At 54.9% G+C, this 20,836-nt stretch carries 21 protein-coding genes; 12 read left to right on the forward strand and 9 right to left on the reverse strand.

The features are described 5' to 3' along the window. Positions 1–29 precede the first annotated feature (29 nt). The 4 genes from gyrB to dnaA all read right to left on the reverse strand — a co-directional run bounded on the left by gyrB (position 30) and on the right by dnaA (position 6,197). Positions 30–2,444 (reverse strand): DNA topoisomerase (ATP-hydrolyzing) subunit B, encoded by a 2,415-nt coding sequence (gene gyrB / locus MC50_RS08300; RefSeq protein ID WP_004869170.1) that lies wholly within the window; start codon positions 2,442–2,444, stop codon positions 30–32. Between the two features lie 28 nt (positions 2,445–2,472). Further along, positions 2,473–3,546, reverse strand: a complete 1,074-nt coding sequence (gene recF / locus MC50_RS08305) for a DNA replication/repair protein RecF (protein ID WP_032690172.1) — start codon at positions 3,544–3,546, stop codon at positions 2,473–2,475. A 139-nt stretch (positions 3,547–3,685) separates the two neighbouring features. Further along, positions 3,686–4,786 carry a DNA polymerase III subunit beta gene (gene dnaN, locus MC50_RS08310; RefSeq protein WP_004869173.1) on the reverse strand — a complete coding sequence of 367 codons (1,101 nt, stop codon included), beginning with the start codon at positions 4,784–4,786 and terminating at the stop codon, positions 3,686–3,688. Positions 4,787–4,790: 4 nt separating this feature from the next. Continuing rightward, positions 4,791–6,197: a chromosomal replication initiator protein DnaA gene (gene dnaA, locus MC50_RS08315; RefSeq protein ID WP_032690170.1), complete on the reverse strand. Its 1,407-nt coding sequence runs from the start codon at positions 6,195–6,197 to the stop codon at positions 4,791–4,793. 322 nt (positions 6,198–6,519) lie between these two features. Here dnaA and MC50_RS29365 point away from each other — a divergent pair, with 322 nt between their 5' ends. From MC50_RS29365 to MC50_RS08365, 11 genes are all read left to right on the forward strand, one after another. Further along, complete coding sequence (locus MC50_RS29365) at positions 6,520–6,600, forward strand: hypothetical protein (RefSeq protein WP_418325380.1); 81 nt, start codon at positions 6,520–6,522, stop codon at positions 6,598–6,600. A gap of 218 nt (positions 6,601–6,818) precedes the next feature. Continuing rightward, on the forward strand, positions 6,819–6,959 hold the full coding sequence (gene rpmH / locus MC50_RS08320) for a 50S ribosomal protein L34 (RefSeq protein ID WP_004871828.1): 141 nt from the start codon (positions 6,819–6,821) through the stop codon (positions 6,957–6,959). A gap of 15 nt (positions 6,960–6,974) precedes the next feature. Further along, positions 6,975–7,334 carry a ribonuclease P protein component gene (gene rnpA, locus MC50_RS08325; protein WP_049264554.1) on the forward strand — a complete coding sequence of 120 codons (360 nt, stop codon included), beginning with the start codon at positions 6,975–6,977 and terminating at the stop codon, positions 7,332–7,334. Then, complete coding sequence (gene yidD / locus MC50_RS08330; RefSeq protein WP_015585463.1) at positions 7,298–7,555, forward strand: membrane protein insertion efficiency factor YidD; 258 nt, start codon at positions 7,298–7,300, stop codon at positions 7,553–7,555. The genes rnpA and yidD overlap by 37 nt, the downstream gene beginning before the upstream one ends. A 2-nt stretch (positions 7,556–7,557) precedes the next feature. Further along, positions 7,558–9,204 carry a membrane protein insertase YidC gene (yidC, locus tag MC50_RS08335; RefSeq protein ID WP_032690168.1) on the forward strand — a complete coding sequence of 549 codons (1,647 nt, stop codon included), beginning with the start codon at positions 7,558–7,560 and terminating at the stop codon, positions 9,202–9,204. An 83-nt stretch (positions 9,205–9,287) separates the two neighbouring features. Continuing rightward, positions 9,288–10,652: a tRNA uridine-5-carboxymethylaminomethyl(34) synthesis GTPase MnmE gene (mnmE, locus tag MC50_RS08340; RefSeq protein ID WP_032690167.1), complete on the forward strand. Its 1,365-nt coding sequence runs from the start codon at positions 9,288–9,290 to the stop codon at positions 10,650–10,652. A 181-nt stretch (positions 10,653–10,833) separates the two neighbouring features. Next, positions 10,834–11,238, forward strand: a complete 405-nt coding sequence (locus tag MC50_RS08345; RefSeq protein WP_032690166.1) for a GNAT family N-acetyltransferase — start codon at positions 10,834–10,836, stop codon at positions 11,236–11,238. A 118-nt stretch (positions 11,239–11,356) separates the two neighbouring features. Beyond that, on the forward strand, positions 11,357–12,541 hold the full coding sequence (locus MC50_RS08350) for an MFS transporter (RefSeq protein WP_047663639.1): 1,185 nt from the start codon (positions 11,357–11,359) through the stop codon (positions 12,539–12,541). Continuing rightward, positions 12,510–13,469, forward strand: a complete 960-nt coding sequence (gene yidZ, locus MC50_RS08355) for an HTH-type transcriptional regulator YidZ (RefSeq protein ID WP_032690164.1) — start codon at positions 12,510–12,512, stop codon at positions 13,467–13,469. The genes MC50_RS08350 and yidZ overlap by 32 nt, the downstream gene beginning before the upstream one ends. Positions 13,470–13,626: 157 nt before the next feature. Then, positions 13,627–14,364, forward strand: a complete 738-nt coding sequence (locus MC50_RS08360) for a 4'-phosphopantetheinyl transferase family protein (RefSeq protein ID WP_032697065.1) — start codon at positions 13,627–13,629, stop codon at positions 14,362–14,364. Between the two features lie 37 nt (positions 14,365–14,401). Then, positions 14,402–14,968, forward strand: a complete 567-nt coding sequence (locus MC50_RS08365; protein WP_032690162.1) for an NADPH-dependent FMN reductase — start codon at positions 14,402–14,404, stop codon at positions 14,966–14,968. 55 nt (positions 14,969–15,023) lie between these two features. On the opposite strand, the gene MC50_RS08370 is transcribed toward MC50_RS08365, so the two are convergent. Then, positions 15,024–16,361 (reverse strand): NCS2 family permease, encoded by a 1,338-nt coding sequence (locus MC50_RS08370; RefSeq protein ID WP_004869195.1) that lies wholly within the window; start codon positions 16,359–16,361, stop codon positions 15,024–15,026. A 168-nt stretch (positions 16,362–16,529) separates the two neighbouring features. Between MC50_RS08370 and yieH the strand changes: the two genes are divergently transcribed. Beyond that, entirely contained in the window at positions 16,530–17,195 is a 666-nt protein-coding gene (gene yieH, locus MC50_RS08380; RefSeq protein ID WP_032697067.1) for a 6-phosphogluconate phosphatase, read from the forward strand. Between the two features lie 97 nt (positions 17,196–17,292). On the opposite strand, the gene phoU is transcribed toward yieH, so the two are convergent. The 4 genes from phoU to pstC are packed head-to-tail and all read right to left on the reverse strand — an operon-like array spanning position 17,293 to position 20,738. Then, entirely contained in the window at positions 17,293–18,018 is a 726-nt protein-coding gene (phoU, locus tag MC50_RS08385) for a phosphate signaling complex protein PhoU (RefSeq protein ID WP_004869199.1), read from the reverse strand. A gap of 51 nt (positions 18,019–18,069) precedes the next feature. Further along, a complete protein-coding gene (gene pstB / locus MC50_RS08390; protein WP_004869200.1) occupies positions 18,070–18,843 on the reverse strand; it encodes a phosphate ABC transporter ATP-binding protein PstB in 774 nt (257 codons plus the stop codon). Between the two features lie 45 nt (positions 18,844–18,888). Beyond that, on the reverse strand, positions 18,889–19,779 hold the full coding sequence (gene pstA, locus MC50_RS08395) for a phosphate ABC transporter permease PstA (protein WP_032690160.1): 891 nt from the start codon (positions 19,777–19,779) through the stop codon (positions 18,889–18,891). Further along, positions 19,779–20,738 (reverse strand): phosphate ABC transporter permease PstC, encoded by a 960-nt coding sequence (gene pstC, locus MC50_RS08400; protein ID WP_004869204.1) that lies wholly within the window; start codon positions 20,736–20,738, stop codon positions 19,779–19,781. Before pstC ends, pstA begins: the two co-directional genes overlap by 1 nt. Positions 20,739–20,836: the final 98 nt, after the last annotated feature.

The raw sequence follows: 20,836 nt of genomic DNA on the forward strand, positions 1-20,836 counted from the left end.
ATCGCGCCACCGGGGATCAGAAGATGAGCTTAGATATCGATGTTCGCCGCTTTCAGGGCGTTTTCTTCGATAAAGGCGCGGCGCGGTTCTACGGCATCGCCCATCAGGGTGGTGAACAGCTGATCGGCAGCAATCGCATCCTTCACGGTTACGCGCAGCATACGACGGCTATCCGGATCCATCGTGGTTTCCCACAGCTGATCCGGGTTCATCTCGCCCAGCCCTTTATAGCGCTGGATAGACAGACCACGACGGGACTCTTTCACCAGCCAGTCCAGCGCCTGCTCGAAGCTGGCTACCGGTTGACGGCGTTCGCCACGTTCGATAAACGCGTCGTCTTCGATAAGCCCACGCAGTTTCTCGCCCAGCGTGCAAATACGACGATACTCACCGCCGGTGATAAACTCGTGATCCAGCGGATAGTCGGTGTCCACGCCGTGGGTACGCACGCGGATAACCGGTTCGAACAGATGCAGCTCGGCATTTTCGTGAACATCGAATTTCCACAGGCTGCCGTGCTGCTCTTTCTCATTCAGATCGGTCACCAGCGAATTCACCCAACGGGTTACGGTCTGCTCATCGGACAGATCGGCTTCGTTCAACGTCGGCTGATAAATCAGCTCTTTCAGCAGCGCTTTCGGGAAGCGGCGCTCCATGCGAACAATCATTTTCTGCGTCGCATTGAACTCGGCAACCAGTTTCTCTAATGGTTCACCCGCCAGGGCCGGGGCGCTGGCATTGGTGTGCAGGGTTGCGCCATCAAGGGCGATAGAGATCTGGTATTGATCCATCGCTTCATCGTCTTTGATGTACTGTTCCTGTTTGCCTTTCTTCACTTTGTACAGCGGCGGCTGGGCAATGTAGACATGGCCACGTTCAACAATTTCAGGCATCTGACGGTAGAAGAAGGTCAACAGCAGAGTACGAATGTGCGAGCCGTCGACGTCCGCATCGGTCATGATGATGATGCTGTGATAACGCAGTTTATCCGGGTTGTACTCATCGCGACCGATGCCGCAGCCCAGCGCGGTAATCAGCGTCGCCACTTCCTGAGAAGAGAGCATTTTATCGAAGCGGGCTTTCTCGACGTTGAGGATTTTACCCTTCAGCGGCAGGATTGCCTGGTTCTTACGGTTACGACCCTGCTTCGCAGAACCGCCCGCTGAGTCCCCTTCCACGAGGTACAGTTCGGAGAGCGCCGGGTCGCGTTCCTGGCAATCTGCCAGTTTACCCGGCAGGCCTGCCAGGTCCAGCGCGCCTTTACGGCGGGTCATTTCACGTGCACGACGCGCGGCTTCACGCGCGCGGGCCGCATCAATAATTTTGCCGACCACGATTTTGGCGTCAGACGGGTTTTCCAGCAGATATTCATTCAGCAGTTCGTTCATCTGCTGCTCTACCGCCGTTTTCACCTCGGAGGAAACCAGTTTGTCTTTGGTCTGTGAGGAGAACTTCGGATCCGGAACCTTCACGGAAACCACGGCAATCAGGCCTTCACGCGCATCGTCGCCGGTGGCACTGACCTTCGCTTTTTTGCTGTAGCCTTCTTTATCCATGTAGGCGTTCAGGGTACGGGTCATCGCCGCACGGAAGCCCGCCAGGTGCGTACCGCCGTCGCGCTGTGGAATGTTGTTGGTAAAGCAGTAGATGTTCTCCTGGAAACCGTCGTTCCACTGCAGCGCGACTTCAACGCCAATACCGTCTTTTTCGGTGGAGAAATAGAAGATATTCGGATGGATCGGCGTTTTGTTCTTGTTGAGATACTCAACGAACGCCTTGATGCCGCCTTCGTAGTGGAAATGGTCTTCTTTGCCGTCACGCTTGTCGCGCAGGCGGATAGACACCCCTGAGTTCAGGAATGACAGCTCACGCAGGCGTTTTGCCAGGATTTCGTATTCGAATTCGATGACGTTGGTGAAGGTTTCATAGCTCGGCCAGAAACGCACCATGGTACCGGTTTTTTCGGTATCACCGGTTACGGCCAGCGGTGCCTGCGGTACGCCGTGGGCGTAGATCTGGCGGTGAATCTTGTTGTCGCGCTGAATCACCAGCTCCAGTTTCTGTGACAGGGCGTTAACTACAGAGACGCCCACGCCGTGCAGACCACCGGAGACTTTATAGGAGTTATCATCAAATTTACCGCCTGCGTGCAGTACGGTCATGATGACTTCAGCTGCCGACACACCCTCTTCCGGGTGAATACCGGTCGGAATACCGCGGCCATCGTCCTGTACGGAGACAGAGTTATCGCTATGGATAGTGACAACGATGTCTTTACAGTAACCTGCGAGCGCTTCGTCGATAGCGTTATCCACAACCTCGAATACCATGTGGTGCAGACCGGTGCCGTCATCCGTGTCGCCGATATACATACCCGGGCGCTTACGCACCGCATCCAGCCCTTTCAGGACTTTGATACTGGAGGAGTCATAAGAATTCGACATCAACGTTTCTCGCTCATTTAAACTTAGGTTAATCCGTTATTTTACCCTTTTCCACGGTGAACATCTTCGAATTTTTGTCCGACATGTCCATTACGTGTTCAGCGCCGATCGCGCTGACGAAAACCTGCGACTGCGTGGCTTTTAAGCGGCTGGCAAGCAGTCCGCGCCGCGCGTCATCAAGTTCCGAGGCAAAATCATCTATCAGATACAGACAGCGTCTCCCGCTTTCGCGGGTTAAAAACTCGCCCTGCGCCAGTCGTAGCGCGCACATCAGGAGTTTAAGCTGCCCACGTGACAAAGTATCTTCGACCGGCGCACCATCGGCACGAATGCGGAAATCCGCTTTGTGCGGGCCGTGGGCGGTGTAGGTCAGCATGCGGTCACGCTCGAAGTTTCTCTCCAGCACTTCGGAATAATCCGTTTCTTTCTCCCAGCCGCGCTGGAATGAGAAGGTCAGAGAGAATTCAGGTAAAAACTGTTTACAGGTATCCGCCATGTCTTCGACGATCGCGGCGCTATATTCGGCACGCCAGCGGCTGATTTGTTCCGCCAGCGGAATCAGTTCCAGATCCCAGGGACGTATCTGCGCATAGCGGCTGACCTGGCGCAGCGCGGCATTACGCTGCTTCAACAAGCGCTTCAGATTGCTCCAGGCGGTAAAGAATCCGGCTTCGTTGTGAAAGCATCCCCAGTCGAGGAACGCTCTTCTGTATTTGGGGCCGCCGTTGAGTAATGTAAACCCCTCCGGCGTAATCAGCTGCATCGGCATCAGGTGCGCCAGTTCCGCCACTTTGTGGCCGTCGCTACCGTCAATACGGACCTTGCTATCGCCCTGTTTATCTTTAGTCAGGCCGATGGAGATTTCACGCTCTTCGCCCTGCAGTCGTCCGTGCAGCACGAACGACTCCTGCTCATGGCGAATCACCCGGCCAATTTGCAAGCTGCGAAACGCCCGACCGTGGCCGAGCGTATAGATGGCCTCGAGCACACTGGTTTTGCCGCTGCCGTTGGCGCCAACCAGAAAGTTAAAGCCGGGAGATAAGGCGAGATCCGCATTTTCAATGTTGCGGAAATCTTTGATCAGGAGTCGGGATAGCGACATAGTCAGCTCATAACCAGGGCATTATCGTCGCAGTTAGTCTGGTTACGGCCAGCGCGCAGCAACCGGAGCGTACTAAAGTACGTGAGGATTGCGAGCACTGCCCGGAGCCAGAATAACAAGTCAGATAGCCCGATATTCTTTACAAGCGCATAGGCATGACAACGTAAGCTGCGGATTGTGATGCCGCATCCTCAATCTGCACGCTCGATACCGAGTCGGTCAGCAAAATACGCACATTTTCGCACTTCAGCGCATTAAGCACATCCAGCACATAGCTGACGTTAAAGCCGATTTCCATCTCGCTGCCGGAGTAGGAAACGTCGAGAATCTCTTCCGCTTCTTCCTGTTCCGGGTTATTGGCGGTGATTTTCAGCTGATTTTCGCTGACATAGAGACGCACGCCGCGGAATTTTTCGTTCGACAGAATCGCGGCACGGGCAAAGGCCTGCTTAAGAATATCGCAGCCGGCATCCAGATGTTTATCGGGATTCTTCGGCAATACCCGGCGATAATCAGGGAAACGACCGTCAACCAGCTTCGATGTGAAGATAAAATCACCGACGTGGGCGCGAATATTGTTGCTGCCAATCTGCACGCGCAGCGGCGTATCGCCGCCATCAAGCATGCGCATCAGCTCAATCACCCCTTTACGCGGCACGATCACCGAATGGTTCGGCAACGATTCACCCAGCGGCATTGAACAGACCGCCAGACGGTGTCCGTCGGTGGCAACGGTACGCAGTTCGTCACCTTCGGTTTCAAACAGCATGCCGTTTAAGTAATAACGCACATCCTGATGCGCCATCGAAAACTGCGTGGCTTCAATCAGGCGCTTCATCGTCGCCTGCGGCAGGGTAAATTCGACTTCACTCTGCCAGTCATCAAGATTCGGGAAATCGGCAGCGGGCAGGGTCGACAGCGAAAAACGGCTGCGTCCGGAACGCACCAGCATCCGATCGCCTTCCAGCTGAACGGCAATCTCCGCGCCTTCGGGCAGGCCGCGGCAAATATCAAAGAATTTTCGCGCCGGAACGGTCGTTGCACCCGCCTCATGCGGTTGAATCAGCGCAACGCGCGCCACCATTTCCATTTCGAGGTCCGTACCGGTCAGCGACAGCGCGCCATCCGAGACCTGAAGCAGCAGGTTACCGAGAATTGGCAGCGTCGGACGACCCCCTAAGGGACCGCTCACCTGTTGCAGCGGTTTTAATAAATGTTCACGTTCTACGGTAAATTTCATAGCGTCACGAGGATAATGTTCTGATTAAATTGGAAAAGTCTTCTTTGATATCGTGGCTTTCTTCACGCAGCTGCTCAATCTTACGGCAGGCGTGTAGCACGGTGGTATGGTCGCGACCGCCAAACGCATCGCCGATTTCCGGCAAACTGTGGTTGGTCAGTTCTTTCGCCAGCGCCATCGCCATCTGGCGTGGACGCGCCACCGAACGGGAGCGGCGTTTCGACAACAGGTCCGCTACCTTAATCTTGTAATATTCCGCCACCGTCTTCTGAATATTGTCGATGGTGACCAGTTTTTCCTGCAGCGCCAGCAGATCGCGCAGCGCTTCACGCACGAAATCGATGGTGATCGCCCGGCCGGTAAAGTTGGCATTGGCGATAACGCGGTTCAGCGCCCCTTCCAGCTCACGTACGTTAGAGCGTAGACGCTTGGCAATAAAGAAGGCCACTTCTCCCGGCAGACGAATGTCGTTTTCGTCGGCCTTTTTCATCAGGATCGCCACGCGGGTTTCCAGCTCAGGCGGCTCGATCGCCACCGTCAGCCCCCAGCCAAAGCGGGATTTCAGACGATCCTCAACACCATTGATCTCTTTCGGATAACGATCCGAAGTGAGAATGATCTGCTGATTACCCTCCAGCAGAGCATTAAAGGTGTGGAAAAACTCTTCCTGAGAGCGCTCTTTATTGGCAAAGAACTGAATATCATCGATCAACAGGGCGTCGACGGAGCGGTAGTAGCGTTTAAACTCTTCAATGGCGTTGTTCTGTAACGCTTTAACCATGTCCTGAACAAAACGCTCCGAGTGCATATAGACCACTTTGGCGTTGGGTTTGCGCGCAACAATGCCGTTACCGACCGCGTGCAACAGGTGGGTTTTACCCAGACCGGTACCGCCATAAAGGAATAAAGGGTTATATGCGCCACCCGGGTTATCGGCGACCTGACGCGCCGCCGCACGAGCCAGCTGGTTAGATTTACCTTCCACAAAATTGTCGAAGGTGTGCTTAACGTTAACGTTAGAGCGGTAGGTAGGCTCCGCCGGTGCCGGGACGTTATCCCAGCCGGGACGCACGATCGTTGGCGCGACGCGCGCCGTCTGAACCTGCGCTGCCGGTACGGCGGTCGCAACATGCGTATTTACCGCGCCGCGTTGCGCCTGCACCGCCGGGCGAGTCCCGACTTCAAATCGCAGTTGTGGGGCATCAGCACCGCAAAAATCATTGAGGAGTCCATTGATATTATTGAGGTATTTATCCCTTACCCAATCGAGCACAAAACGGTTTGGCGCATACAGTGCCAACGTGTTATCGCTCAATTCCGCCTGCAACGGGCGTATCCACATACTGAATTCTGTGGCTGGTAACTCATCCTGCAATCGGGCAAGACACTGCTGCCAAAGCGAAAGTGACACGGCGGACTCCACTCGAACATAAAATCGATATAAAGAAAAAAAGAAACAATCGTGATTGTTGGCACACGTCGACAAGACCCAGCATTGGCCGAAAAGCCCCTGCACAAAAGGGGTGACGCGCGAACCGCTATCTGCGGTATTTATCCGATGCGGATCGGTGGATCGCGATCAGGACCGGGGATCATAGCCTAAACTGAGAAAGATATCTTGTGTTTCTCAACAGATTCTTCCCGATTTATCCACAGGAAGGATCAAAGCCGGGTAAGTGTAATCGATCCGGAGAGGAGTGAGGCACGATTTCGCCCACATATTGGAAAATTTAATGAGCTATGCTGGTTTAGGGCCTAAACGATCTAACAAAGATCCTTTACGATCCTTGCGCTTTACCCGTCAGGCCGTATAATCCTCCACCCGGCGCGTAATGCCCGTTTTCCGTTGCCTGTCGCAGGTCATTTTTTGTGCGACAAGGTGCGAGAAATAAGGAAAGAGAATTGACTCCGGAGTGTACAATTATTACAATCCGGCCTCTTTAATCACCATCGCTGCCGCGTAAGTCGTTCGAAGTTCGTTCGGGTATACGCAAAAGTCAGTGAAATTATTCAAGTTTAGGTAGAAACCGCCATGAAACGCACTTTTCAACCGTCTGTACTGAAGCGCAACCGTTCTCACGGCTTCCGTGCACGTATGGCTACTAAAAATGGTCGTCAGGTTCTGGCACGTCGTCGTGCTAAAAGCCGTGCTCGTCTGACCGTTTCCAAGTAATAAAGCTAACCCTGCGTGGTTAAGCTCGCATTTCCCAGGGAGTTACGTTTGTTAACTCCCAGTCATTTCACTTTCGTCTTCCAGCAGCCACAACGGGCTGGCACGCCGCAAATCACCATCCTCGGCCGCCTGAATTCGCTGGGGCATCCCCGCATCGGTCTTACCGTCGCCAAGAAAAACGTCAAACGCGCACATGAACGCAATCGGATTAAACGTCTGACGCGTGAAAGTTTTCGTTTGCGTCAACATGAACTCCCGCCAATGGATTTCGTGGTGGTGGCAAAGAAAGGGGTTGCTGACCTCGATAACCGTGCTCTCTCGGAAGCGTTGGAAAAATTATGGCGCCGCCATTGTCGCCTGGCTCCCGGGTCCTGATAGGCCTTATTCGGGTCTATCAGCGCCTGATTAGTCCGCTACTCGGGCCGCATTGTCGTTTCACGCCAACCTGTTCAAGCTACGGAATTGAGGCATTGCGCAGGTTTGGAGTGATAAAAGGCAGTTGGTTGACAGTGAAACGCGTATTAAAATGCCACCCTTTACACCCTGGTGGTGACGATCCCGTCCCGCCTGGACCATTTGATACCAGAGAACACTAACGATGGATTCGCAACGCAATCTTCTTATCATCGCTTTGTTGTTCGTGTCTTTCATGATCTGGCAAGCCTGGGAGCAGGATAACAATCCTCAGGCTCAGCAACAGACCACGCAGACAACGACCACAGCAGCGGGTAGCGCCGCCGACCAGGGCGTACCGGCCAGTGGCCAGGGGAAACTGATTACGGTAAAAACCGATGTGCTTGAGCTGACCATCAACACCCGCGGTGGTGATGTGGAGCAAGCGCTGCTTCCGGCTTATCCGAAAGCACTGAAGTCGACTGAACCGTTCCAGTTACTGGAAACCACGCCACAGTTTATCTATCAGGCTCAAAGCGGCTTAACCGGTCGTGATGGCCCGGATAACCCGGCTAATGGAGCCCGCCCGCTGTATAACGTCGATAAAGATGCGTTTGTGCTGGCGGAAGGCCAGAACGAAATCGTCATTCCGCTGACGTATACCGATAAAGCAGGCAACGTCTTCACCAAAACCTTCACGCTGAAACGCGGTGATTATGCGGTGAACGTGGGTTATAACGTGCAGAACGTTGGTGAAAAACCGCTGGAGATTTCTACCTTCGGTCAGTTGAAACAGACTGCCAACCTGCCAACCAGCCGCGATACCCAAACCGGTGGCCTGTCTACGATGCACACCTTCCGTGGTGCCGCGTACTCAACGTCGGAATCGAAATACGAAAAATATAAATTCGATACCATCGTCGATAACGAAAACCTGAACGTCAGCACCAAAGACGGTTGGGTGGCGATGCTGCAGCAGTACTTCACCACCGCATGGGTTCCGCATAACGCTGGTACCAACAGCTTCTACACCGCCAACCTCGGCAACGGCGTTGTCGCAATCGGCTATAAATCGCAGCCGGTACTGGTACAGCCGGGTCAAACCGACAAGCTGGAAAGCATTCTGTGGGTCGGTCCGGCCATTCAGGACAAAATGGCTGCCGTCGCGCCGCACCTGGATCTGACCGTCGACTACGGCTGGCTGTGGTTCATCTCCCAACCGCTGTTTAAGCTGCTGAAATTCATCCACAGCTTCCTCGGTAACTGGGGCTTCTCGATTATCGTTATCACCTTTATCGTTCGTGGCATCATGTACCCGCTGACCAAAGCGCAGTACACCTCCATGGCGAAGATGCGCATGCTGCAGCCGAAGATTCAGGCAATGCGTGAGCGTCTGGGCGATGACAAACAGCGCCAAAGCCAGGAAATGATGGCCCTGTATAAAGCAGAAAAGGTCAACCCGCTGGGTGGCTGCTTCCCGCTGATTATTCAGATGCCAATCTTCCTTGCGCTGTACTACATGCTGAGCGCCTCGGTTGAACTGCGTCATGCGCCGTTTATCCTGTGGATCCACGACCTGTCAGCGCAAGACCCGTACTACATCCTGCCGATCATCATGGGCGCGACGATGTTCTTCATTCAGAAGATGTCTCCGACCACCGTGACCGACCCGATGCAGCAGAAGATCATGACCTTTATGCCGGTCATCTTTACGGTGTTCTTCCTGTGGTTCCCGTCAGGTCTGGTGGTTTACTATATCGTCAGCAACCTGGTGACCATTATTCAGCAGCAGCTGATTTACCGTGGTCTCGAGAAACGTGGTCTGCATAGCCGCGAGAAGAAAAAGAGCTGATACTCTGCTTAAGCCGCAGTAGAATCAATGCCAGAGAAGGCGGTCAATAGACCGCCTTTTTTACATTTACATAGAGAGTCATCATGAGCCATAACGACACTATCGTCGCCCAGGCAACCCCACCGGGACGCGGTGGTGTGGGCATCCTGCGCATCTCCGGCCTCAAAGCGCGCGACGTCGCGCAAGCGGTTCTCGGCAAGCTGCCAAAACCGCGCTACGCCGATTATCTGCCCTTTAAAGATACCGACGGCACGCCGCTGGATCAGGGTATTGCGCTATGGTTCCCCGGCCCGAACTCCTTTACCGGTGAAGATGTCCTGGAACTCCAGGGCCACGGCGGCCCGGTGATTCTGGATCTGCTACTGAAACGAATCCTGACGCTGCCGGGCGTGCGTATCGCCAGGCCCGGGGAGTTCTCTGAACGCGCATTTCTTAACGATAAGCTCGATCTTGCCCAGGCTGAAGCGATTGCTGACCTGATTGACGCCAGCTCCGAGCAGGCAGCACGCTCGGCGCTCAACTCGCTGCAGGGCGCCTTCTCTGCCCGGGTGAATCATCTGGTGGAAGCGCTGACCCATCTGCGTATCTATGTTGAAGCCGCTATCGACTTCCCGGATGAAGAGATAGATTTCCTCTCCGACGGTAAAATTGAAGCCCAGCTCAACGGCGTGATTGCCGATCTTGATGCCGTTCGCGCCGAGGCCCGCCAGGGCAGCCTGCTGCGAGAAGGGATGAAAGTGGTGATAGCCGGCCGCCCGAACGCCGGGAAGTCGAGCCTGCTGAACGCGCTGGCCGGGCGCGAAGCGGCTATCGTGACCGATATTGCCGGAACCACCCGCGATGTGCTGCGCGAGCATATCCATATCGACGGCATGCCGCTGCATATCATTGATACCGCAGGACTCCGCGATGCCAATGATGAGGTTGAACGCATTGGTATTGAACGAGCCTGGCAGGAAATCGAGCAGGCCGATCGGGTACTGTTCATGGTGGACGGTACGACCACCCGCGCCGTCGACCCGGCGGAGATCTGGCCAGACTTTATCGAGCGTTTACCGGCGAAACTGCCGATTACCGTGGTGCGAAATAAAGCCGATGTCACCGGCGAAACGCTGGGTATCAGTGAAGTGAATGGCCACTCGCTGATTCGGCTGTCGGCGCGAACCGGAGAGGGCATAGATGTCCTGCGCAACCATCTCAAGCAGAGCATGGGCTTCGATACCAATATGGAAGGCGGTTTCCTCGCCCGCCGTCGCCACCTGCAGGCGCTGTCAGAAGCCGCCAGCCATCTACAGCAGGGCAAAGCGCAGCTGCTTGGCGCCTGGGCCGGCGAGCTGCTGGCGGAAGAGCTGCGGCTCGCGCAGCAGGCGCTGAGCGAAATCACCGGCGAGTTTACCTCTGATGACCTGCTGGGGCGCATTTTCTCCAGCTTCTGTATCGGGAAATAACGCGGCATCACTGCGCATTGGTGAGCATGAACTAACCTGCATCAACATAATGTTTATGCAGGTTTTTTTATTTCCCTGGCAGGGGGTTTTCCCTTTAATCTCACGATCCCACCGACGCAAGGTTGCTTCCTGTAACGTGGCATCATTAAATGTCATGACCCTCCCACAGCAGGATAGCGCCATGACTTCTGATTACACCGTTATCGAGACCGTCCCGTCGGCAGAGGATTTTTGCCGTTTACGCCTTATTGCCGGTATGTCCCCGCGCCCGCTGGAGGGCGTGAAGGCCGGGTTGCCGCGCAGCTGCTATGGCGTGCATATCCTCTGGCAAGGCGTTCCCGTGGGCATGGGGCGCATCGTCGGTGATGGCGCGGTGAATTTCGACATCGTCGATGTGGCGGTCGATCCGGCGCACCAGGGGAAAGGGCTGGGAAGAGTCATCATGGAAAAGATCGTCAGCTGGCTGGACGCTAACGCCTGCCAGGGCGCCTATGTCACGCTGGTCGCCGACGTCCCCGGGCTGTACGCGAAGTTTGGGTTTACCCCGGTGCGCCCGGCCAGCGAAGGAATGGCCAGAGTCTGGTAGTTTATCGCAGAACGCAACGAGGGTTTTTCCTCTCAGGAAATCATTGTTGTCCAAATGGCAACTCGTACTGCCGCGCAATAGCCATTACTCTGTACGCCTCTATTCTCGCGGGGGTCTTATGGCACGCTTTCTTATCTGCAGTTTTGCGCTGGTTTTACTCTATCCATCCGGCATCGATATGTATCTGGTGGGTTTGCCGCGTATTGCGCAGGACCTCGGCGCCAGCGAAGCACAGCTGCATATTGCGTTCTCGGTTTACCTTGCGGGCATGGCCGCCGCGATGCTGTTTGCCGGCAGAGCAGCCGATAAATCCGGGCGTAAACCGGTCGCCATTTTCGGTTCGACGACATTTATTCTGGCTTCGCTGCTCTGTGCGCAGGCGCAGACCAGCGATCTCTTCCTCGTCGGGCGTTTTATCCAGGGCATCGGGGCGGGGAGCTGTTATGTCGTCGCTTTCGCCGTGCTGCGCGATACGCTCGACGATCGTCGTCGCGCCAGGGTGCTGTCGCTGTTAAATGGCATCACCTGCATTATCCCGGTCCTGGCTCCCGTTCTGGGTCACCTGATTATGCTGAAATACCCGTGGCAGAGCCTGTTCTACACCATGACCGGCATGGGAGTGATGGTCGGCCTGCTCTCGGTCTTTATGCTGCGGGAAACGCGGCCGGCAGTCCCTTCGCATACTCTCGCCGGGCAGAAAAATGCCACGGAATCCCTGCTGAACCGCTTTTTCCTCAGCCGTATCGTCATTACGACCCTCAGCGTAACAGCGATCCTCACCTACGTTAACGTCTCCCCGGTATTGATGATGGAAGAGATGGGGTTCGATCGCGGACAATATTCAATGGCGATGGCCTTAATGGCGCTGGTCAGCATGACGGTGTCGTTCTCAACGCCCTTTGCGCTCACCCTGTTTAAACCGCGGACGTTGATGCTGACGTCACAGGTCATGTTCTTTACGGCCGGGACTTTGCTCAGCCTTGCCACCAGCCAGACGGTAACTATGCTGGGTCTGGCGCTGATTTGCGCTGGCTTCTCAGTGGGCTTTGGCGTTGCTATGAGCCAGGCCCTGGGGCCCTTTACCCTGCGTGCCGGGGTTGCCAGCTCGGTACTGGGCATTGCTCAGGTTTGCGGCTCTTCGCTGTGGATTTGGCTGGCCGCCATCATCGGGTTAAGTGCCATGAATATGCTGATCGGGATTCTCATTGGCTGTAGCATAGTGAGTATTGTTCTGATTCTGGCCGCTTCCTCTGTTCGGGCTGCGCAACATAATGAAGAAATCCCTGTCGAGTCTCGATCTTAATTTATTACTCTGTCTGCAGCTTCTGACCCAGGAGCTCAGCGTCACCCGCACGGCGAAACGCATGAACGTTTCGCCGTCGGCGGTGAGTAAATCATTAGCTAAACTGCGTACCTGGTTTGACGATCCGCTATTCGTCAAAACGCCGCTCGGTCTGTCGCCGACGCCATTGATGACCAGCATGGAGCAGGATCTGGCGGACTGGATGCAGATGGGCAACCAGATCCTCGATAAACCCCACCACATCATGCCGAGCGGTCTGAAGTTTGAACTGGCGGCGGAAACACCGCTGCTGATGATCCTGTTTAATTCGCTGTCGCAGCAAATCTACCAGCGCTATCCCCAGGCGCTAATTCGCCTGCGCAACTGGGACTACGACTCGCTGGACGCGATCATTCGCGGTGAGGTCGATATCGGCTTTTGCGGGCGTGAAACGCATCCGCGTTCACGGGAGCAGCTCAGCCAGCTGCCGTGGTATATCGATTTTGAAGTCCTGTTTACCGACCTGCCTCAGGTCTGGCTGCGCGCGGATCACCCGGCACTCGACGAAGAGTGGAATCTGGAGACCTTTTTACGCTATCCGCATATCAATATTAGCTGGGAACAGAGTGATACCTGGGCGCTGGATGACGTTCTCCACGAGCAGGGGCATAAACGTACCGTTGCGTTAACGCTGCCGGGATTTGAACAATCGCTGTTTATGGCCGCCCAGCCGAATCACACGATGCTGGCCACCGCGCCACGTTATTGCCATCACTATAACCGGCAGCACCATCTGCCGCTGGTGTCGCGGCCGCTTCCGCTGGAGCCGCTATTGCTGGAAAAAACGCGGGTGCCCTTTACCCTGCTATGGCACAAACGCAACAGCGACAACCCGAAGATAGTCTGGCTCAGAGAAACGTTTAAGCGGCTCTATGCGGACCCCCTCTGACGTGATTTCTCCTGCCATCCCCGCCTGACTGCGCAAGAAATTGTAAAAATCGCGCAAATCCCTTTTCAAGGGGGGATTTCCGCATTAAAACCTATCAATACCAGGTGATAATAGATCCCCACAACTTTTTCTCTGACCATTAATCACGGAGCGACGAATGGCAACGCATTTTGCAAGAGGGATACTCAGCACCAGGGAGCCGCTATCGACACGACTGTCCGCGGCCTGTCATCAATCCGCACAGCGCCTGCCAGAATACCGACAGGCCCGCTATCGCGCATCACGTTCACTGCTCGCCGAACTGTTGTTTATGCTGTATGGCATTAGTGAGCTCCCCGAAATCATCAGAGAAGATAACGGCAGGCCCGTTTTTCGCGATCCCCACCTGCCCCGATTTTCCATTTCCTATGCCGGAAACATTGTCGGCGTGAGCTTGACGACGGAAGGTGATTGCGGACTGGATATGGAGCTTCAGCACGCCTCACGCGGCGTCCACCCGCTGCACGATGCCAACCGCTACGTGTTCAACAGCAATGAGAATTTATGGATTAACATCCAGCACGACCCTGACGAAGCGCGCGCCCAGCTGGTGGCGCTGCGCCGGAGCGTGCTGAAGTTAACCGCTGAAGCGCCCGTTCGTCTGCAGCTGCTACCCGGCGCGGGCCGACTGCGAACCACCAACATGCAGCCTGTTGAAGCCCTGTGCGATGCGGAAACGATACTGGTCTGGTCGATTGCCGCCACGCCGGCCATCGGCCCGCTTAAAGTCTGGGAATACAATTGTCAGGAAGGCTGGCGTAGTCTGCCGGACGCACAGATGCGAGCAAAGGAGTCCTCTGCCCGTCTGATGCGCTTTACCAGCCTGCCCATAGAAAAAGCACTCTCCCTCAACTGACCGGTCTGTCCGGCCATCATGATGCAAAGGAGCAATCATGTCTGATACGTTGAAAGTTGTTACGCTACTCGGAAGTCTGCGCAAGGGGTCTTTTAATGGCATGGTTGCACGCACCCTGCCTGGCATTGCGCCGGCGGGCATGGAGATCGTCGCGCTGCCATCGATTGGCGACATTCCGTTATATGACGCGGATATCCAGCAGGAAGACGGGTTTCCGCAAAGCGTGCAGGATATTGCACAACAGATTCGCGAAGCCGACGGCGTTGTTATCGTCACGCCTGAATATAACTATTCCGTTCCAGGTGGCCTGAAAAATGCCATTGACTGGCTGTCGCGCCTGCCTGAACAACCGCTGTCCGGCAAACCGGTCCTGATTCAAACCAGCTCCATGGGCGCAATTGGCGGCGCGCGCTGCCAGTATCACCTGCGTCAAATTCTGGTGTTCCTCGATGCGATGGTGATGAACAAGCCTGAGTTTATGGGCGGCGTGATTCAGAACAAGGTCGATCCGCAGTCGGGAGAGGTGGTCGATCAGAGCACGCTCGACCATTTGAGTGGGCAGCTGAGCGCCTTTGCCGAGTATATTCAGCGAGTCAAAGCGTAAAAAAGAGCCCGGCATCGCTGCCGGGCTTTTTCATTATGCACGACATGCACGACGCTTAGTGCGCATCGATAAACACAATTTTCAGTACGAACAGCAGCGAGACGATAATCACGCACGGGCTGAGATCGCGCAGGCGACCGGTACCAATCTTCATCACGCAGTAAGAGATAAAGCCTAACGCAATCCCCTCGGTAATCGAGAAGCTGAACGGCATCATCACCGCGGTCACAAAGGCCGGCACCGCTTCCGTCAGGTCGTCCCACTTCACGCGCGACAGGCTGGATGTCATCAGTACGCCCACATAGATCAGCGCACCTGCTGCGGCATACGCCGGCACCATGCCGGCCAGCGGCGACAGGAAGATCACCAGCAGGAACAGAATCCCCACCACCACCGCCGTCAGACCGGTACGTCCGCCCACGGAAACACCGGAAGAGGATTCGATATAGGCGGTCACAGACGAGGTGCCGATAAAGGACCCTGCCACCGATGAGATACTGTCAACAAACAGCGCCTGCTTCATCCGCGGGAATTTGCCTTTTTCATCGGCCAGGCCGGCTTTGTCGGTCACGCCGATCAGAGTTCCGGAGGAGTCGAACAGGTTGACCAGCATAAAGGAGAAGATGATACCCGCCAGACCGAGATTAAAGGAGCCGGCCAAATCAACATGGCCAATCACCGATGTAATGCTCGGCGGAGCGGAAACAATACCGGTGTAGTGAACATCACCCAGAATCCAGCCCAGCAGCGTCGTAACGATGATGGAGACCAGTACCGCAGCATGAATGTTACGGGAAGCGAGAATAGCGATAATAAAGAAGCCGAGAATCCCCAGCAGCACGCTGTGGGAGGTCAGGTTGCCGATGCTCACCAGGGTGTCTTTATTTGCGACAATCACGCCGGCATTTTTCAGCCCCATCATGCCGATAAACAACCCAATACCGCTGGTGATCCCCACGCGCAGGCTGACGGGAATATTGGCGATCATCCAGTAGCGTACGCGGAAAATAGTCAGCAGCAGCAGACCAACGGCGCCCCAGAAAATAGCCCCCATCCCCACCTGCCACGGCAGCCCCATCGCCTGGACGACGACAAAGGCGAAGAAGGCATTCAGCCCCATTGCCGGCGCCAGCGCAACCGGCAGGTTAGCAAACAGCCCCATCAAAATACTACCGAAGGCGGCGATCAGACAGGTCGTCACAAAGACAGCGCTGGTATCCATACCCGCTACGCCAAGAATTTGTGGGTTAACGAAAACAATGTAGACCATTGTCAAAAAGGTGGTGAAACCTGCTATCGCTTCGGTACGTGCCGTCGTGCCGTGTTCACGTAGTTTGAATACGCGCTCCAGCAGACCCTGGCCAGAAGACTGGCTGGTTTGTTGTTGACTCATTATCGGTTTCCGAACAAAAGGAGGGAAAATTCGTCGCTATCCTATACCAAAATGCGACACCGGGGGCAGTTGTATGGTAATTTTTTTCATTGAATTTGCTTATACGGCAACGATTGCGTCTTGTGAATAGGCAGGACGAAAACGTTAACTTGTTAAAATGGAAACGGCATGTCCCAAATAGAAGCCCTGTTTTTCGACTGCGACGGCACGCTGGTCGACAGCGAAGTGATCTGTTCCCGCGCCTATGTTCATATGTTCAAAGCGTTCGGCATTACCCTGGATTTAGACGAGATTTTTAAGCGTTTCAAAGGCGTAAAGCTCTACGAGATCATTGATACCATCAACGAAGAGCACGGCGTTAATCTACAAAAACCAGAGCTCGAACCCCTCTACCGCGCCGAAGTCGCGCGCCTGTTTGATTCTGAACTGGAAGCGATTGCAGGAGCGGAAACGCTGCTGGATGCGGTCAGCGTGCCAATGTGCGTGGTCTCTAACGGCCCGGTCAGTAAAATGCAGCACTCGCTGGGAAGAACCGGCATGTTGCGCCATTTTCCCGACCGACTGTACAGCGGTTACGATATTCAGCGCTGGAAACCCGATCCGGCACTGATGTTCCATGCAGCAAAGGCCATGAACGTTAACGTCGAAAACTGCATTCTGGTGGATGATTCCAGCGCAGGCGCTCAGTCCGGGATTGAAGCAGGAATGGAAGTCTTTTACTTCTGTGCCGACTCGCACAACAAACCGATCGATCATCCAAAAGTGACGACCTTTACTGATTTGGCACAGCTGCCCGCGCTGTGGAAAGCCCGTGGATGGAATATTACGCGTTAATGAAAAAAGCCGGATAGCGCTAGCGCTTATCCGGCCTACAGGATCCGTGGTGTTAAAGGCCCGGTAAGCATAGCGCCTCCGGGCATTTTACGGCGGATCACTCTTTCGGGTCTTTACCCGCCAGCAGCTTATCCAGCTCATCGCCACCAACGTGGCGGAAATCCTGGCCTTTGACGAAGTAGAAAATATATTCGCAAATATTCTGGCAGCGGTCGCCGATACGCTCGATAGAACGGGCGCAGAACAGCGCGGTCAGCACGCTTGGAATCGTACGTGAATCTTCCATCATATAGGTCATCAGCTGACGCACGATGCCCTCATATTCCTGATCCACCTTCTTATCTTCGCGATAGATACGCACCGCCTCATCGAGATCCATGCGAGCAAAGGCATCCAGCACGTCATGCAGCATCTGCACGGTATGACGCCCCAGCGATTCCAGGCTCACCAGCAGCGGCTGGTGCTGCTGGGAGAACTTCTCCAGCGCGGTACGGCAAATTTTATCCGCCACGTCACCGATACGTTCCAGCTCGGCGATAGTCTTGATAATTGCCATGACTAAACGCAGATCGCTGGCGGTTGGCTGACGCTTGGCGATGATACGCACGCAGGCTTCATCAATGGCCACTTCCATCATGTTGACCTGCTTATCGCCGTCAATCACGCGTTTTGCCAGATCGCTGTCCTGATTGTGCATCGCGGTGATGGCATCAGACAGCTGCTGTTCCACCAGCCCACCCATGGTCAACACCTGAGTGCGGATATACTCCAGTTCTGCATTGAACTGGCCAGAAATATGTTTGTTAAGATTTAGGTTGTCCATGGTGTCTCCTGAATGCCCAACGGGTTAGATCCTGTGAAAGCAGAAGGGCAATCAACCGTAGCGGCCAGTAATATAATCTTCAGTTTGTTTCTTCGCGGGCTTGGTAAACAGATCGTCCGTGTTACTGAATTCAATCAGCTCGCCAAGATACATAAATGCCGTATGGTCTGAACAACGCGCAGCCTGCTGCATGTTGTGGGTAACGATAACGACGGTGTAGTCCTGTTTCAGTTCGGTGATCAGCTCTTCAATACGCCCGGTGGAGATCGGGTCCAGCGCTGAACACGGTTCATCCAGTAACAGCACTTCCGGACGAATCGCGATACCGCGCGCGATGCACAGACGCTGCTGCTGACCGCCGGAGAGAGAATATCCGCTCTGATGCAGTTTATCTTTGGTTTCGTTCCATAATGCGGCTTTGGTCAAGGCCCACTGCACGCGCTCGTCCATATCGGCACGCGACAGCTTTTCAAACAGGCGAACGCCAAAGGCGATATTGTCATAAATCGACATCGGGAACGGCGTCGGCTTCTGGAAAACCATACCGACTTTGGCACGCAGCAGAGCGATATCCTGAGTATTGGTCAGAATATTATCGCCATCCAGCAGGATTTCGCCTTCCGCACGCTGCTCCGGGTAGAGCTCGAACATCTTGTTGAATGTCCGCAGCAGGGTCGATTTACCGCAGCCTGACGGGCCGATAAACGCCGTAACCTGGTTTTTGGTGATATCCAGGTTGATATTTTTCAGGGCATGGAATTTTCCGTAGTAGAAGTTCAGGTTACGAACTGAAAGTTTACCCGGGGTCGCATTCGCCATACTCATCAATCTCTTCCTCATTCGGCGCCGCATTTCGCCGCGCCGCAAAAATTAACCGTGTTTATTCTTCGCGAAAACCACGCGCGCCAGAATGTTCAGCAGCAATACGCACAGGGTGATAAGCAGTACCCCGGCCCATGCCAGTTGCTGCCACTCCGCGAACGGACTCATGGCAAATTTGAAAATGGTCACCGGCAGGTTGGCAATCGGCTGCATCATATCGGTGCTCCAGAACTGGTTGGAGAGCGCAGTGAACAGCAGCGGCGCCGTTTCACCGGCGATACGCGCGATAGCCAGCAGGATCCCCGTCATGATGCCGGACACCGAGGCCTTCAGGGTGATGGCAGAAATCATTTTCCACTTCGGCGTACCCAGCGCATAGGCCGCTTCACGCAGGCTGTCCGGCACCAGTTTCAGCATATTCTCGGTGGTACGAATCACGATAGGCACCTGCAGCAACGCCAGGGCGATAACCCCAGCCCAGCCGGAGAAGTGCTGCATCTGCGCAACCACGATGGTGTAGACGAACAGACCCACGACGATGGACGGCGCGGAAAGCAGGATATCGTTAATAAACCGGATCACTTCCGCCAGCACAGACTTACGCCCGTATTCCGCCAGATAGATACCCGCCATAATGCCTAGCGGCGTACCGAAAACCGTCGACCACAGGATCAGCAGGCCGCTGCCCGCCAGGGCATTCGCCAGACCACCGCCCGCGGTGTTCGGCGGCGGCGTCATTTCGGTAAACAGCGCCAGACTCATGCCATCAATACCGCGGGTCACGGTGGACATCAGGATCCAGATAAGCCAGAACAGCCCGAAGACCATGGTTCCCATTGACAGGGTCAGGGCGATACGGTTTTTCAGCCGGCGTTTAGCCTGCATCTTACGACGCGATTCAGCCAGCTCTGTGCTGGTTTGCAATTCAATCGTTGCCATTAGCGCGCCCCCTCACTCTTCGCCAGACGCATCACCATAAACTTCGATGCGGCCAGAACAATAAAGGTAATCACAAACAGAATCAGCCCCAGCTCCATCAGCGCCGCCACATGCAGCCCGGTTTCCGCTTCGGCAAACTCATTCGCCAGGGCGGAAGTAATACTGTTCCCCGGCATATACAGTGAAACGCTATCCAGCTGGTAGGTGTTGCCGATAATGAAGGTCACCGCCATGGTTTCCCCCAGCGCGCGCCCCAGACCGAGCATCACGCCGCCGATAACCCCGTTCTTGGTAAATGGCAGGACGATACGCCAGATAACCTCCCAGGTCGTACAGCCGATACCGTAGGCCGACTCTTTCATCATCACCGGCGTTTGTTCAAACACATCGCGCATGACGGCGGCGATGTACGGAATAATCATGATGGCCAGAATAACGCCCGCCGCCAGAATACCGATACCAAATGCCGGACCGGCAAATAGCGCCCCGACAAACGGAATCGTCGACAGGACGTTGCCCACCGGCTCCTGAAAGTAGGTAGCAAACAGCGGAGCAAAGATAAACAGGCCCCACATGCCGTAAACGATACTTGGGATGGCCGCCAACAGTTCAATGGCGATACCAAGAGGGCGTTTCAGCCAGGCAGGGGAGAGCTCCGTCAGGAACAGCGCGATACCAAAGCTCACCGGAACGGCGATCAGCAACGCAATAAATGAGGTCACCAGCGTGCCATAGATAGGCACCAGCGCACCGAAAATTTCGTTGGGCGCATCCCACTCTTTGGTCCACAAAAAGGAAAAACCAAACTTCTGAATGCTTGGCCATGAAGAGATGATGAGGGAAACGATGATGCCGCCCAGCATCAATAGCACAATCAGCGCCGCCAGTTTGACCAGCACGCCGAAAATTATGTCACCCTTTTTCCCCGGAGGGTTAAATGCCGGCTTGGTTGCAGCCATAGATTACTCTTTAAGTTCGGGCCCGAAAGGCCAGTATTTTACTGACCTTTCGGGCAAAGGTAATGCTATACACATCATCCTTTAAGCTGCCACTGGCG

This window comes from Klebsiella planticola (assembly GCF_000783935.2).
Taxonomy (GTDB): Bacteria; Pseudomonadota; Gammaproteobacteria; order Enterobacterales; family Enterobacteriaceae; genus Klebsiella; species Klebsiella planticola.